At 54.3% G+C, this 15,056-nt stretch carries 9 protein-coding genes; 5 read left to right on the top strand and 4 right to left on the bottom strand.

Annotation, left to right across the window (positions count from 1 at the left end):
* Window positions 1-221: 221 nt before the first annotated feature.
* Both Q31a_RS11220 and Q31a_RS11225 read left to right on the top strand, forming a co-directional pair.
* Window positions 222-2,459, top strand: coding sequence for an SH3 domain-containing protein (locus Q31a_RS11220; RefSeq protein WP_145077590.1), 2,238 nt, complete (start codon window positions 222-224; stop codon window positions 2,457-2,459).
* 345 nt (window positions 2,460-2,804) lie between these two features.
* Window positions 2,805-4,097: an IS1182 family transposase gene (locus tag Q31a_RS11225; protein ID WP_145074767.1), complete on the top strand. Its 1,293-nt coding sequence runs from the start codon at window positions 2,805-2,807 to the stop codon at window positions 4,095-4,097.
* Between the two features lie 1,066 nt (window positions 4,098-5,163).
* On the opposite strand, the gene rpsI is transcribed toward Q31a_RS11225, so the two are convergent.
* Together rpsI and rplM are read right to left on the bottom strand one after the other, a co-directional pair.
* Window positions 5,164-5,577: a 30S ribosomal protein S9 gene (gene rpsI / locus Q31a_RS11230; protein WP_145077592.1), complete on the bottom strand. Its 414-nt coding sequence runs from the start codon at window positions 5,575-5,577 to the stop codon at window positions 5,164-5,166.
* A 63-nt stretch (window positions 5,578-5,640) separates the two neighbouring features.
* Window positions 5,641-6,093, bottom strand: coding sequence for a 50S ribosomal protein L13 (gene rplM, locus Q31a_RS11235; RefSeq protein WP_145077595.1), 453 nt, complete (start codon window positions 6,091-6,093; stop codon window positions 5,641-5,643).
* A 967-nt stretch (window positions 6,094-7,060) separates the two neighbouring features.
* Between rplM and Q31a_RS11240 the strand changes: the two genes are divergently transcribed.
* From Q31a_RS11240 to Q31a_RS11250, 3 genes are all read left to right on the top strand, one after another.
* On the top strand, window positions 7,061-7,813 hold the full coding sequence (locus Q31a_RS11240) for an ABC transporter ATP-binding protein (RefSeq protein WP_145077597.1): 753 nt from the start codon (window positions 7,061-7,063) through the stop codon (window positions 7,811-7,813).
* Window positions 7,814-7,853: 40 nt separating this feature from the next.
* A complete protein-coding gene (locus Q31a_RS11245; RefSeq protein ID WP_145077599.1) occupies window positions 7,854-10,826 on the top strand; it encodes a Gldg family protein in 2,973 nt (990 codons plus the stop codon).
* A 145-nt stretch (window positions 10,827-10,971) separates the two neighbouring features.
* Entirely contained in the window at window positions 10,972-13,107 is a 2,136-nt protein-coding gene (locus tag Q31a_RS11250) for a DUF4340 domain-containing protein (protein WP_145077601.1), read from the top strand.
* A gap of 247 nt (window positions 13,108-13,354) precedes the next feature.
* Here Q31a_RS11250 and Q31a_RS11255 read toward each other — a convergent pair whose 3' ends face one another.
* Both Q31a_RS11255 and Q31a_RS11260 read right to left on the bottom strand, forming a co-directional pair.
* Complete coding sequence (locus Q31a_RS11255) at window positions 13,355-14,188, bottom strand: SDR family oxidoreductase (RefSeq protein ID WP_145077603.1); 834 nt, start codon at window positions 14,186-14,188, stop codon at window positions 13,355-13,357.
* Window positions 14,189-14,573: 385 nt separating this feature from the next.
* The gene (locus tag Q31a_RS11260; RefSeq protein ID WP_145077605.1) at window positions 14,574-15,017 is read right to left on the bottom strand and encodes a 3-hydroxyacyl-ACP dehydratase FabZ family protein; all 444 of its coding nucleotides are present in this window, start codon (window positions 15,015-15,017) and stop codon (window positions 14,574-14,576) included.
* Between the last annotated feature and the right edge of the window lie 39 nt (window positions 15,018-15,056).

The raw sequence follows: 15,056 nt of genomic DNA on the forward strand, positions 1-15,056 counted from the left end.
TCGTACTCCATAGCCGCTGCGGTGAGGGCGGCGGAAAGCGGCTCCCTGTGGGAATCGTCTTCCCTGCATTGTTGATCGCGATCACTCGGAATGCAGCCTTTCATTGTACTTGCTGATTGCTAGCAACGGGAAATGGTCTTGCCGTAACTAGGCAAATTTCGGTAGCAACGACTTTGCTGGATTCTTTAATTAAAATGCCGTTAATTGCGAGTTTCGCGATCATGCGCCGAGCACACCGAAAACTGACTAATCGCCCTGCATTTCCGCTGAATTCGGGGCGTTATCGTCTGCCATTGACGCTGGCGGCGGCGGTGCTCTGGCTGCCACTTATCCTATTAAGCTTAGCTCAAGAGTCCTCCAGAGCAGCGGAATCCAGCCCCTCTGAACCAGAACCTCGCAAAGTATTCGTGACGGTCAGCGATGTCCAGCTCCACAGCGGACCGAGCGAGGACTTCTATCCCACCGCAATTTTGAAAAAAGGAGCGGTCCTAAGCGTTTATCAGCAGTCGGAGGACGGCTGGTTAGGCGTTAGGCCCCCGGCTGGAAGCTTCAGTTGGGTGGCGGCCAGCGACGCTTTTCTTCTGCCTGGTGGCAAAGTAATAGAAATTACGAACGAAACGGCCGTCAGCTGGATTGGTACCCAGCTCGGCTCCGCAAAACAATATCGCTGGCAGGTCCAGCTCCAGCGCGGCGAGCAATTGGCCGTTGTTGGAGAAGCGACGCGAAAGACCGAGGACGGCAAGCCCGTGCTCTGGTACCGCATTGCGCCTCCCTCAGGAGAATTTCGTTGGATCCAGGCGTCCGCGGTTAGCCCGGTACCGGAGCATGTCAAAACGAAGATTCGCAAGCAATCCGCTGGCAGTTCGTCCGCAGTGACTACAGCTTCTTATGATACTGAGGAGATACAAGGGGAGATTGTTCTCGAGTCCGGGAGCGCATTGCCCTCGGACTCAGAATACTATGGCGATAACGGTGTCGAGTTTTCGGAAGAGTTCGTGGATGGCGAATTTTATGACGCACAATACGGACAAGGGGAGTGGCTCGATGGTGAGCTCGCCGAAGGCGAGTACATCGTGGGCGGCCCCTACGAGGAGGGAATGGTCGGCGGCGGCTACTACGACGATGCGCAAATCATCGAAGGTGAGGTGATCGGTGCTGAACCCATGCTGGGCGGTGGACCGTCGCGCCCGGCAGAACACTTCGAGGGGTGGCACGCCATGCAGTTTTCCTTTGGTGGGCTCAATCTTCCCTGGCTTTCCAGAGTTCTCAACCGCCGCCAGGGACAGACGGGCTATGACCCGCTGAAGGATGACCCCTTCAGCTTGGCAATTCCCAGTCGACCGTCGCAGGGTTTGCCTAACCGAGGCGACTACGCCGCCACCGCTATGATGAATTCACCACCTGTCATGTCCAATAGTCAGGCTTATCGCGAACCCGATATTTACGCGCCAGAGATGGTGGACCGTGGCCGCGGCTGGAGGGACCCACGGACCATCCGTGGCGGGGCGGGATCCGGGCATGCGGGCTCGTCTACGAGGCAACCTGCCGTGCCTCACCTTGCTCCGGTGCCGGACGATAACGCGTCAATCCACTCCCGACGCTCGAACTCGGCGCCTCCCAGTACCGCCCTCGAGTTGGCTCAAGAGCGGATGGCAACCATGCGCGAAACAATTGAACGCAAATTTGGTCCAGGCGCTCCAGCCGCTAACTCACCCCCAGCAAATGATTCGCAGCCCATTTTTCGACCTGCGGAAAACGCGCCCTACACACCCCCGGTCCAGCAAATTTCAGCATCGCTGTCTGAAAACGGTGGGGGAGGAGGACGTCCGGCTCGTATGGAGCAGGTGGATTGGTATGGCTTGGGCGCCAATGGAGCTGTCTCTAGATACGAACCCTTGCAGCTTGGCAGTAGCGGCTTGACGCAATTGCAGCTCGCCTTAGGCGAAATGGTTGCATCTCCCATGCAGAACTGGAATCTGCTGCCTTTGGCGGCTGAGGCGGAACGTTACATTTCCGTTGGCAGCACCGCAGTAGAGCGCGGCCAAGCTAGGCTCCTGTTGGATCGGATTAATGCCTTCCGCGCGTTGGCAGCTCGCAGCGGATACACGCAGTTCAGTCCTAGCGTCATCTCGAACTCCTATACATCACCCAACAATTGGTCTGGGAATCCTGTCGCTTCCGCTAGTTTCTCCACACCCGTCGCGAATTCGATGCCTTCTTCCGGGATGAGTTATGATTCGACCGGCTGGCTGGTGCCCGTTCATGCGGCGGTTGCAGGGCAACCCAACTATGCCCTGACGGATGACTCTGGGAAAATATTGACCTACGTCAGTCCTCTACCTGGAATGAAACTCGATCTCTATCTCAATCAGGCCGTCGGAATCACAGGCTTGAAGGGCTATCTGCCTCAGTTGCAAGCGGGGAATATTCAAGCCCACCGCGTGTCTCGCTTGCGATGACCTCATCGTTCGCGGCAAGGGCACGATCGGGGCTGAGCAGCTCGCTGCTAATTCACTAACCAACGGAATTGATCTGCTTTTGAGCGGCCCATCTCTCACGCGAGCCATATTGCTATCGAGCTACATTCGGTAACTTGCGTCTTTAACTCATTATGGGAAGAGTGCCGCACCCACGCTAAAGTCCTCCAAGCACTTAGAGTGCTCAATTCGCAAAACGCCCGCTCTTCCTCGCAACCGCAATTGCCACGCCCCGACGCCTTCCCCCCCATGCAATCGTAACCCGCCTAGGCTGTGAATTTTTAGCCAAGTGGTTTGCAAATTAATTTTGGGCGCTACAACTATAGCATGAATACTCAAAAACCATCGCAGCTTGCTCGTGTTTCCCGCCCCCATCGTATTCAAGTGGAAATGCACATGCTTTCACTTGAAGATATGCTTCCGCGCGACCATCGTGCTCGCATTGTCTGGTCGTTTGTCAAAACGTTGGACCTAGAACCTCTGTATGAAAAGATCGTTGTCACCAAGAGCACCGTTGGTCGCAATAGTATTGCGCCGGAGATACTGGTTTCACTGTGGCTTCTGGCAACCTTGGATGGCATCGGCACAGCCCGAGAACTTGGTCGCCGATGCGAGACGGACATAGCCTATTTATGGACGCTCGGAAATGTCACGGTCAATTATCACACGTTGAGCGACTTTCGAGTGGAGAACGGAGCATTCTTGGAGAAGACGCTCGTTGACACGGTTGCCTCGTTGGTCGCCCAAGGTCTGGTGCCCCTGGAGACCATTGCCCAAGACGGAATGCGCGTTCGGGCTAGTGCAGGCAGTAGTTCGTTTCGCCGCAAGCCGACGCTTGAGTCATTGCAGCAGCAGGCTCAGGCTCACGTAGATAGATTGAAGAAAGAATCCGAGAACGAATGCGATCGTTCCGATGGAGACGCACGTCGCCAAGCGGCAGTCGAACGAGCATCGCGTGAGCGTCAAGAGCGATTAGATGAGGCTTTGCGACAGTTTGAGGAGCTTAGTAAGCAGCGCGAGTCTCGGAGAAAAGGTGACGGCGAAAAGACTCGCGTGAGCACTACGGACCCTGACGCCCGTAATATGAAGATGGCCAATGGTGGCTTCGATCCGGCCTTCAACGTCCAGTTCGCAACCGATGCTGACTCGCGAGTAATAGTCGCTGTCGATGTTATCAACTCGGGAACTGACAGTGGCCAAATGGCACCAATGCACGAGAAAGTGTGCTCAACTTACGACAAGACACCCAAGACGCAATTGGTCGATTCCGCTTACGCAACCAAGGGCGATGTTAAGACCGTGGAGTCTAAAGGGACCGAAGTCGTCTCCACGATCCCCCGTGGATCGGTATTGGAAAGCAAAGGCAAAGATCCTCACGCGCAGCAACCTGGCGAAAGCGACGAATACACAGCGTTTCGCGCGAGAATGGCCAAAGAGGAATACAAAGAGCTTTACAAGACGCGGCCGTCGGTTGCCGAGTTTCCCAATGCGGACTGCCGCAATCGGAACCTTCGGCAATTCAAAGTTCGAGGACTGGTGAAGGTCAAAGCGGTAGCGCTATGGCATGCCGTGGCCTTTAACTTCACACGCATGGTAAACCTGGGGGCCTTGGCAATCTAAGCAGTTGCAAGGCAACCGCTTGGTTGAGAAATAACACAACTCGAAGAGATGAGCATGATGGACACGAGCTAACTTGCTGGCCAACAATCCGACCCAGTAAGACTTTCAGCCGCCAATTCGAAAAAATTTCGTGGTTGGAATACCAAAAGAGTCCGTTGGTGAAAAAACTTCACAGCCTAGCCACGTGACGGGCTGTTGAAATAGTAACCCGCCGCGTGAGCAGGGAAAGATAGACTCCGCTGCAAGGCAATTAAGGGTTCTACCTCCGCATTAAAATTCAAATTGCGATTAAATCAACAGTTCGGTGAGCAAGGGAAAGGTATTCACCGCTACAGGGTAAAGAGTGCCAAAAGTGGATGGCACCTATTGGGCTTATTGGCTAAAAGCAATCCCATGTGCGCGCATGCCTAGCGACGTGTGCAATGCCATTAGGGCCAGTACCGAGTCGCTCATGTTGCAAGCTTGCTGCTCTTAAGAGTCTGGCGAGCGGGGGGGAAAATGGCTGGCACCTATCGGGATATCCCCACGTCTGGCGTCAAATAGCATCCCGCCGCGTGACGGGCTATTGAAATAGTAACCCGCCGCGCGAGCAAGGGAAGATAACCTCCGCTACAGGGTAATTTAAGGATGCTACCTCAGCATTAAGATTCAAATTGCGATTAAATCAACAGCCCGGTGATCAAGGAAAGGTAGTCACCGCTATAGGGTAAATAGTGCCAAAAGTGGATGGCACCTATTGGGCTTATTGGCTCAGAGCAATCCCATGTGCACGCATGCCTAGCGACGTGTGCAATGCCATTAGGGCCAGTAACGTGTCGCTCATGTTGCAAGCTTGCTGCTTTTAAGAGTCTGGCGAGCGGGGTTAAAAATGGCTGGCACATATGCGGACTCCCTAGGGTAGGGGGGCTTCTGATGGCAAAAGTGGATGGCACCTATCGGGCTCCGCGCTCTCGAAAGTGGGTGGCACCTATTGGACTGTGGTTAGGGCGGGGCGAGCTGGAGGTACAAAAAAAGGGTGTCCCTGGAGGACACCCTTCTGATTTTGCTGGCCACTTGAGTTGAGCAACTAACGCTTGCTGAACTGAGTACCACGACGGGCACCGTGCAAACCTGGCTTCTTACGTTCCTTCATGCGGGAATCGCGAGTCAGGAAGCCGTCGTCACGAAGCGGTTGGAAGTGCTCTTCGTTGACTCCACATAGGGCACGGGCAAGTGCCATGCGAACCGCACCAGATTGGCCAGTGAGTCCACCGCCAGTTACGCGAGCGACAACATCCACTGAGCTGGTTTCATTGACGTGTGCTAACGTCTGGGTAACCGCTGTTTGGTGCTGAGCTGTAGGAAAGAACTCTTCCAGCGGCTTGCCGTTTACGGTGATTTTTCCAGTGCCTGGGCGAACACGTACGCGTGCAACGGCACTTTTGCGGCGTCCTGTGCCGAGGAAATCACCGTTAATTTTGTCTTTCTTGACTGCTACCATGGCTTTTTAAGATGCAAAGATGAATTGAGTGGTTGTGAGTGAAATCCGTAACTTCGCAATGACTTACGAAGCCTTCTTGCCAATTTCCAAAGTTTCGCACTGTTGAGCTTGGTGTGGATGCTCAGGACCGGCGTAGACCTTCAGCTTTTCGAGCATGTGTCGGGCCAACTTGTTCTTCGGTAACATGCGGCGTACTGCATGATGGATCAAGTCTTCCGGCTTGCGATCCAATCGCGATTGGTAGCTTTCCATCTTTTGACGGGGGTAGCCGTTGTACCAAGCATAGTGCCGGTGCTCGAGTTTGCGACCGGTCATCACAATCTTCTCAGCATTGGTGACTACCACGAAATCTCCTGTATCGACGTGCGGTGTGTACGTCGGGCGGTGTTTGCCCATCAGGATCATTGCAATGTCGCTAGCCAGTCGACCGAGGATTTGTTGATCAGCGTCAACGTGGAACCACTTCTTGGGGATTTCAAGTGGCTTGGCAACAGTGGTTTTCTGAGACAGTGTCATGGCAGTTCGACGACCATTCCGTGGCTATAAATTTATATTAATGTGAGCCAACCACCACAGGAATTGGGGTTGGTGACGATCTGTTTAGCCGCAATGCTGGCTAATTCCAGCGAACGTAAGCCCCGAAGTTTATCGCTGGTGCTCAAGATCCGCAAGCCGTTTTCTCCAGCTTCCTGAGAAAGACTTGCCGCTTCAAGGGATATTTCCTATGAAATCGGTTCATTCGTTGCACCAACCGTTATCAAAATTGGTACTTTTGCGACGTCGCGCGCCTCTACGTGTGCCGTTGTTCGACGGGAAGCCCTTGGACTCGTGCGGTCGCTCTGCCTCAAATCCTACCCAGACTAATTTCCACTTCCATCGACTCCACGGTCTCGCAGTCGATAGCGCCAGTGCATTTGGGCCTGTGTTTAGGATTATTGCGATAGTAGTGCCTGCGAGAGGGGCCGCCACCAGTCGTACTGCAGAGGGATTCTCTCTGGCGGGACAGAGTTCATGGGGATGTGCGGGCAGGGGGATGTCCGCCGGTGGAGGTGACCACCTGCCGACCAGTAGCGGCACAATGGGCGCAGCCCATGCGCTGCTCTGCTGATTCCGGTTATTTAGGAAATTGCTCCGGCAATTCCCTAAAGTGTCCGCTCTGTGGGCAGTGTCCGTTCTGCAGGCGGTGGCACTTGGCGGTGATAGGCTCGGGGCAGTGGAAGGCAAGGTAAGGCTGGCGCCTGTGCTCGGATAATCGTCTGAGGGGAGTGGTTCATTAGGAAACGCCTCGTCCGACGCTTGTCCAGCTCGTTCGTTTTTTTTGCCGTTTTTTGGTACCGTAGCAACGCGAACCACACCCTTATACACTACGTAATTGATAGACAACTAAACCTAGTGCTCATTGAGCAACGCAAGTTGGATCGATGATGGTTTATTTTTTCCCACCTTAACTTGCCCCTGATTTTTCGGAGGATTAGCTGTACCAATGGGTAATCAATCTGACGGTTCCCAGTCCACGCGCCGCCCCATGATCGAGGCTGTAGGACTTTCCAAATTCTACGGTCCCTTTGCTGCAGCCCGCGACGTCACCTTTCAAGTCAACGAAGGGGAGTTGGTTGCCTTCTTGGGCCCCAACGGTGCTGGCAAGAGTACCACGATGAAGATGTTGACTGGCTATTTGGCTCCCAGCGAAGGGACGGCTCGCATCGCGGGCCACGATATGACCGCCGATCGAATCGCCGGTTCCCGACATCTTGGCTATTTGCCTGAGAATGGTCCGCTCTATCCAGAGATGACCCCAGTCGCGATGCTCGATTTCTTTGCCGAAGCGCGGGGACTCGACGCCCGCCGTAAGAAGGATCGCATCGAGGCGGTGATCGAGCTGTGCGACTTGAGCACGGTCGCTCACAAGCCAACTGCCAAACTCTCCAAGGGATTCAAGCAGCGGGTTGGAATGGCCCAAGCTCTGCTTCACGAGCCCGATGTCTTGATCCTTGACGAGCCAACTGCAGGGCTGGATCCCAACCAAATCCGTGAGGTTCGCAAGACCATGCGAAAGTTGCGCGAAACCAAGACCATCTTGCTGTCGACGCACATCTTGCAAGAAGTTGAAGCGATGGCCGATCGCGTCGTCATGATCAACGAAGGTCGTAAGGTTTTCGATGGAGATGTGAGCGAGTTGCGAGCCATCAATGCCGATCTCGATCACGCCTTCCACAAGCTCACTGGTGTTGCTTGAACCTCCCCCATCCACCACGTACTCGATAACTTAAGTAAATATGTCTCCGCAAATCATCGCATTGTTCGCACCCATGCTGAAATTGGTTGTGATCGATCTCATTCTGGGGTTGATCGCATTTCTTCTACTCGGATTGTTGGCAAAACGGAAACGCGCCGCGCACGCCGTTTTGAAACGCAACTTCTTAGGCTACTTCAGTAATCCGACCGGATATGTGTTTCTGTGTATCTTTGTCTTGCTGACTTCGATGGCCGCTTTCTGGCCGCATGAATTTTTCAACTCCAATTTGGCGAACTTGGAGCAGCTCAACTACTGGTTCCCAATCATCATGTTGTTCTTCATTCCTGCCATTACGATGAGTATCTGGGCGGATGAAAAGCGGCAGGGTACCGACGAGTTGCTGTTGACCCTCCCAGCCGACGATTTTGATATCGTGATCGGAAAATATCTTTCCTCCGCTTCGATTTACACCGTTTCGCTCCTGTTCTCCCAGATCTCGACTTTCTTGGTGCTGCTGTTTTTGTCTAAGGGCGAAGTCGACACAGGACTGTTTGTTGCCAATTATGTGGGCTACTGGTTCATTGGCTTGGCGATGCTTTCGATTGGAATGATTGCTTCCTTCTTGACTCCCAACTTAACGGTGGGCTTCATCCTGGGGGCGCTGTTCAATGCTCCACTCGTTTTTGCATCGATGTCCGACGTTATCAGTTCCACGAATGCTTGGTCGCGCACGGTGTCGATGTTCTCGATCCAGGAGCAGTTTGATAACTTTGGTCGCGGAGTAGTAAGCATTGCTCCCATCGCGTTTTTCACGCTCGTGCTGACGTTCGGACTCTATTTTTGCATGGTGCTTATTGGGCGTCGCCATTGGAGTGGCGGCAAGGATGGCAATACTCGATTTTTACACTACCTTGCGAGAATTTCGCTACTGGGAGTGATCGTGTTTGCCACCAGCTATTTCTTGCGCAACAACGATCGCCCCCGCTACGATGCCACCGAGGGACAGGTGAGCTCGCTGAGTCCTAAGACGCGGAGCGTCATTCGCACGTTGTCGCCCGAACGCCCCATCGTGATCGACGCTTACATTTCGTCCAACATCCCTGAACAGTACGCTAAGACACGCTATGACTTGCTGACGTTGCTCAAAGAGTTCCAAGCCATGGCCTCGAGTCGCAATGTTAAATTGCAAGTTCAAATCAACGATAATCTGGAACCCTCGGGAGAAATCGCTGCCCGAGCCGAGAAGCAATACGGCATCCGATCGCAGGTCGTGCGCGTCCGCGAGCGAGGGGCTTTTAAGGATCAGGAGATATTGCTCGGGGCTGCGGTCCGAAGCGGTCTATCCAAAGTGGTCATTCCGTTTTTCGAAAGCGGAATTCCAGTTGAATATGAATTGGTACGTTCCATCGATACGGTGGCGCAGCCCAAGCGACGCAAGCTGGGAGTGGTGCGCACCGATGCGAACTTCATGGGGGGCTTTTCCATGGCCGGGGGCAATTTCCAGCAGTTGCCTAAGCAACCGATTATCGAAGAGCTGGAGAAGCAGTACGAGGTCGAGGAAGTTGACCCCAGCTCTCCAATCTCCACCGATGCGTACGATGTGCTGTTCGTAGCTCAGCCCTCGTCGCTCAACCCACAGCAATTGCCGAATCTGGTGGCAGCCATTGCTGCTGGCGTGCCCACTGCCATTTTTGAAGACCCCTTTCCGTTTGCCTTCCAAGGCTTGCCAGCGACAGGGGAACCGAAGCAACCGCAGGGAGGCATGATGGGGATGGGGGGACAACCTCCCGAACCCAAGGGCGATATCCTCGAGCTGTGGAAAACTCTGGGCTTGAATATCCCAACGCACGCTGGCATGGGAGGCATTAATCCTGACATTGTTTGGCAAAGCTACAACCCGCACCGTAAATTGGAAAACATCCAGAACGCCAACGACGCTTGGTTGTTCGTCTTGGAAAGTCCCGTTGAAGGTGAGGACTACCTCAGCCAAGAAAGCAAAATTACCGCCAATCTGCGCGAATTGATGTTCCTGTTCGCCGGAGCTATCGACAAGGAAGACAATCGCGACGACCTCAAGATTACCAATCTTGTCACCACGCGACCGGACGCGTCAGGCCTGATCAGCTTCGATAACCTGCAGAACCAAATGCGTACTGGTGGCTCGTCGGCCCAGTTGAAAGTACTCCAAGGTCCACCGACTGGTTCTCAAACCCTGGCTGTGTTGATCGAAGGGGTGGCCCCGCAGGCTGCAGAGTCTTCGGATGAAGAGGCAACCGAAACTGCGGAAGCCAAGGAGGAGGAGGAGCCTGCAGCCGATTCCGAGGCAACATCCAACGCCGAAGATGCCTCAGCACGACCGATCCGCGCCGTCTATGTCACCGATGTCGATTTCATGCATCAGTTCTTTAGCGAGAACCGCAAGCGGCCAGAGCAGTTCGAAGAGTTGGATCTGCGTTTGCAAAACATTGTGTTTGCACTCAACGTAGTCGACGTGTTGGCGGGAGAAGAGAACTACCCCACCATTCGCAGTCACGAAGCTCGGCACATCACACTTGGTCTGTTCGAAGATCAAGCTGAGAAGTACCGCAATGAAGAGAGTGATAACCAGAAGGAGTTTCAGGAAAAATTCAACAAGGAATTGCAAGCAGCTGAGGAGGAGAATCAGAAAACCCTCGCCAAGTTCCAAGAGAAGGTTGATCGTCTGCAAAAGGAAGGTGCCGTAGATAGCTCCAAATTCCAGGAGCTCAGCGCACTGACCCAACAATTGTTTGATCAGCGTGGAATGCTCGAACGCAAACTGGCTATTCAACGGGAAAAGATGACCGTTGAACGCGATGCTGCGATTCGAATCAGCCGTCGCGATGCAGAACGAAAGATCTTGCAATTGCAAAACCGCTACAAGATGTTGGCTATTTTTCTCCCACCGATTCCGCCACTCTTGGTTGGAGCGGGAGTGTTTGTGACTCGACGTGTTCGAGAGCGTGAGGGGATCGCCAAGAATCGCCTGCGATAATTGCGAGGCGAGGCGAGGCGAAAACCGTTAGCAACATCTTTACTTTTTACTGAACTATCAAAAGAGAACGCGTCCGAGCGCTGGTCCAGGGACATTTCCCCTGCGACCAGCGTGAGACTAGCGAATATATTTAGGAGTTTTGAACGTGAACGAGGGTAGAACCACAGCCATATTTGCTGCCGTGGCCGCCATTGTCTTCGGACTAGCTTGGTGGACACGACCGGATGCCATCAGCAATGAGCAGGATCTGGAAGCTTCCATTGTTGGCAAGCCAATTTTCACTAGCTTCACCGATCCGAGTGCAGCGACGTCGTTTCAGATTGTCAAATTCGATGAGACGCTCGGCCAACGCGAACGCTTTGAAATCACCAAGGATAAATCGTCGAACATGTGGAAGCTGCCTTCCCACGACGATTATCCCGCCGATGCAGCAGAGCAAGTCCGCGATGCCACCACACCTTTGATTGATCTCCAGGTCTTGGGGATTCAGAGCTTTGACCGTGGAGACCACTCGCTCCTCGGGGTGATCAACCCCGATGAAGATGTGAGTGTCGCAGAGACCGGCGTTGGAATGCTGGTGCGCGTTAAAGATGCCGAGTCCACGGTGCTGGCAAACTTGATTGTCGGTAAGGCAGTCGAGAATGCTGAAAATCAGCACTATGTGCGAGTTCCAACGGAGGATGCCGTCTATATCGTTGAGCTGAATACGGCTCCCTTTACGACCGACTTCAAGAAGTGGATCAAGGGCAAGCTACTCGACGTTCAGAGTTTCGATATCGCCAAGATTGGCCTCCGGGACTATGCCGTATTGCCCATGCAGGGTGGTGGCTACGGGATGAGTCGAAATTTCAATGCGGATTTGAATTTCGATGCGAGTTCCAATAAGTGGGCGATCGAACGGTTCGGCACCTTCTCCAATGGCCAAGAAGTGGAGACACCTCTGGCCCCCGGTGAACGCTTGCAGGAAAGTTCTTTGAATGCTCTGCGCGATGCGGTGCAGGACCTTGAAATTGTCGGAGTACGGCGCAAGCCGAGTGGTTTGGCTGCCGACTTGAAGGCCGACAAATCGCTGATGGAGAATCAGGAATCCTTGACCAGCCTCTACAGTCAAGGCTTCTTCCCCCAAGAGCGTGGCGATGAAGTCGAGATTTATGCTACCGGAGGCGAAACGCTGGTCGGAACTACCGATGGCGTTAACTACTTGTTGCGTTTCGGAGAAACCGACTCCAGCACCAGGGCTTCCGAGGATGATGAAGAGGGACTCGAGGAGGAGGATGAACTCGAATCCGGTGGATTGAGCCGTTTTCTGTTGGTTACAGCTCAAGTCGACCACAGCAAGTTTCCTGTACCTGAACTAAAACCTCAGCCTGAAACGGTTGAGGAAATGTTGCAAATGGAGCGCGCCGATGCGGAACCCGAGGATTCGCCAGAAGTTGCTGCAGAAGAGGCACCGCTAGAATTGCCTGATGCCCCAGTGCAGCCAAAGGCTGAAGAAGCGGAGACGGCCCCAGCAGCTGAGCCGAAGGAATCGTCGGAAGAGGCCTCCGAAGAGGCCTCCGAAGAGGCCTCCGAAGAGGCCGCATCAGAAGCCGCCCCAGCAACTGAGGAAGCCACGCCTGAAGAAGCAGCAGCAGCCGCTGAGGAAACGCCTCCAGCTGCCGAGGCGCCAGCACCCGCAAGCGAACCAGCAACTCCTGCAGCCGAAGTGACCGATGCTCCTGCCGAGCCTGCTGTCGATGAGCCTACGGCCACCGATCCCGAAGCCGAGGCTCCGGCGGCGACCGAGGAAGATCTGAACAGTTGTGGTCCCCAGGAGGCGGATGAGGACGAGCCAGAGCAGGAGACTGCAACGGAAGCGAGCGAGGAAACGCCCGATGAGGACGCTACTGAGGACGCCGACGCCGATGTAACGCCTGCAGAACCAGCCGCTGCAGAGTCTGCAGAGGAAGCAGCTGAGCAGCCCGCCGAAACGCAAGAGGAACTTGAAGAGCGACTGGCTGCGGTGCGTGAGCAAATCGGCAAGGAAAATCAACGCCTTCTCGATGCTCACAAAGAGGGAGTTGAAAAGGCGACTCGCAAGGCTCAGGAATTGAATGCGCGTTTTGCGGACTGGTACTACATCGTCAGCGATAGCGTGTACAAGAAGCTCAAGATTTCTCGAGAGCAATTGATCACCACCGAGCCTGCTGCCCCGGCAGCTCCTGGCGGTGGAGCTGGTGCAGGTTTCCCTGGCGGGATACCTGGCCTACCGCCTGGCCTGTCACCTCAATTCGGTAACTAGTCCAGGTAGATTTCGAGCAATGGTTCCCTGACCGTCGCTGATTCGTCAGCGACGGAACGGGATGTCCATGACACTACTCGCAGCAATCGACCGTTGAACGCGGCCGCCGAGCGTTTCTTGCTAGCTCCCCCGGTAGCGATTTGCAACCGAACCTCGGTGGTAATTCAGCAGGAATGCTGGTCGCCGCTTCTGCTCGGTAGCAATTGCTGCTCTCTCGCGAGCTAATCGGTCAACCTTAAGAGTCCGTTTAAGCTCCTCGCATGGCATCGCTGACCACGTCATGGTCAAAGTAATTAGTGCTCATGCCTGCATCGACCACGATTGACTGCGACGCAATCCCGCTGGAACGTGGGCTGAGCAGGAAAGTAGCGGTCGAGGCAACTTCTTCGGTATGAAGCGCGCGTTTGCGAGGGATAACCCGCTCAGCGTAAAGGTAGGCATCGACATACCCCGGGATGCCAGCCGAGGCGCTTGTTTTCAAAAGCCCAGCCGCGACGGCATTGAATCGCACTTCGCTAAAACGGCTGAACGACTTGGTTAGAAAGGCGAGTGAGGAATCTAGGGCAGCTTTGACAGGCGCCATGAAGCCGTAACTCTCACTGGCCATGCGCGTCGTAGAAATGCTGATCGTTACCACAGAGCCCGACGGATCGAGCTGGTCTTGGAGTGCGCCAGCTAGGGCGATTAGGGAGAAGCAGCTGATATCGATGGCCTGCAGAAACTGTCGGCGGGTCGTCTCGTGAAATGGATGCATGCCATCGCTGTAGTCGGCAAAGGCGATGGAGTGGACCAAGCCCCAAAAGCCATCAAAATCACTCTTTAAGTTCGCAGCTAGTGCGTCGATCTGCGACTGATGCTCGACATCACAGACATAGATCGCTCGCGCTTTTCCGGCCAACGATGGGTTGGCAACGCGATCAAGTAACTTCGCCACCTGTGCCTTGCGCTCTTCAGAGCGTACTACGTAAACCACTTCGGCGCCGACCGCCTCCAATTGTTGGGCCACCTGGTAGGCGACACTCTTCTTGTTAGCTACACCAAACACTAGGATGCGTCGGCCGCTTAACTGCAGGAAATCCATGTTCGTTGTTTCTTCGTAAAGGCTTGGCCAGTGGGGAGGAGCGAGAAACGCAATTCTAACTCGCACAAGTGGCGGAGGGAGGGGCAAGTGGCTAGTTCAGGATGCGTCCGCCACTGTGGCATATCCTTGCCAACTCCTCGCAGCTGGTTGGAATCGTAGATCGCAGCGTGAGCAGGGGCAGGTGGTAGCAGCTAACGGGCAATGCATTGCTCTACCTCAGCTCTCAAATCTGGAATTGATTTTAAATCATCAAGCCGATGGCTAGTGCGGATGGTTGCTGCTACACGGCAGATGGAAGCACGATCGCCGCGTTAAAACCAAAAAAACGCTTTGAATCGCCCGCCTCCCTGGCTGGGGGCGAAAAGAGGGGGGCAGCTTAGCGGATTCAATGGGACTTGGGAGTTGCCAGCGTGCAGGCAAAATCTAGGCGAGCGGCCAGCTTTCCGTTGACAGTAATCTTTCCCGTTAAAAAGTAGGCGGTTGAAACGACCTCGGTCAAAGTAGCCTGAATGTCGATTGTGTCGCCCGGACGAACCATCTGCTTAAATTTAACACTGTCCATGCGGGTGGCGACGGGAACGCTGTCGCTGTCCGCAGCAAACTTAGCCAATAGGATGGCTCCACTCTGGAGTGCGCATTCGCAGAGGATAACCCCCGGCACCAGCGGGTAGTTGGGGAAGTGCCCTTGCACGAAAAACTCTTCACTCGAGAACGTCTTGCGGCAATGAATTGTCTCGGGAGTTTGCGCCACGATTTCATCCACCAACAACATGGGTCTGCGATGGGGAATAGCTGCTTCAATCGTCGCGAGTTTCTCGGGTTGATTCATGATTTTCTCAGAGAGGAGATTGGTAAAGACGCCTGTGGG

Origin of the sequence: Aureliella helgolandensis (genome assembly GCF_007752135.1) — a bacterium.
Taxonomy (GTDB): domain Bacteria; phylum Planctomycetota; class Planctomycetia; order Pirellulales; family Pirellulaceae; genus Aureliella; species Aureliella helgolandensis.

Excerpts from the sequence above, each read along its gene's own strand:
- Q31a_RS11220 (WP_145077590.1), top strand. The coding sequence starts at position 222 with ATGCGCCGAGCACACCGAAAACTGACTAATCGCCCTGCATTTCCGCTG.
- Q31a_RS11225 (WP_145074767.1), top strand. The coding sequence starts at position 2,805 with ATGAATACTCAAAAACCATCGCAGCTTGCTCGTGTTTCCCGCCCCCAT.
- rpsI (WP_145077592.1), bottom strand. The coding sequence starts at position 5,577 with ATGGTAGCAGTCAAGAAAGACAAAATTAACGGTGATTTCCTCGGCACA.
- rplM (WP_145077595.1), bottom strand. The coding sequence starts at position 6,093 with ATGACACTGTCTCAGAAAACCACTGTTGCCAAGCCACTTGAAATCCCC.
- Q31a_RS11240 (WP_145077597.1), top strand. The coding sequence starts at position 7,061 with ATGGGTAATCAATCTGACGGTTCCCAGTCCACGCGCCGCCCCATGATC.
- Q31a_RS11245 (WP_145077599.1), top strand. The coding sequence starts at position 7,854 with ATGTCTCCGCAAATCATCGCATTGTTCGCACCCATGCTGAAATTGGTT.
- Q31a_RS11255 (WP_145077603.1), bottom strand. The coding sequence starts at position 14,188 with ATGGATTTCCTGCAGTTAAGCGGCCGACGCATCCTAGTGTTTGGTGTA.
- Q31a_RS11260 (WP_145077605.1), bottom strand. The coding sequence starts at position 15,017 with ATGAATCAACCCGAGAAACTCGCGACGATTGAAGCAGCTATTCCCCAT.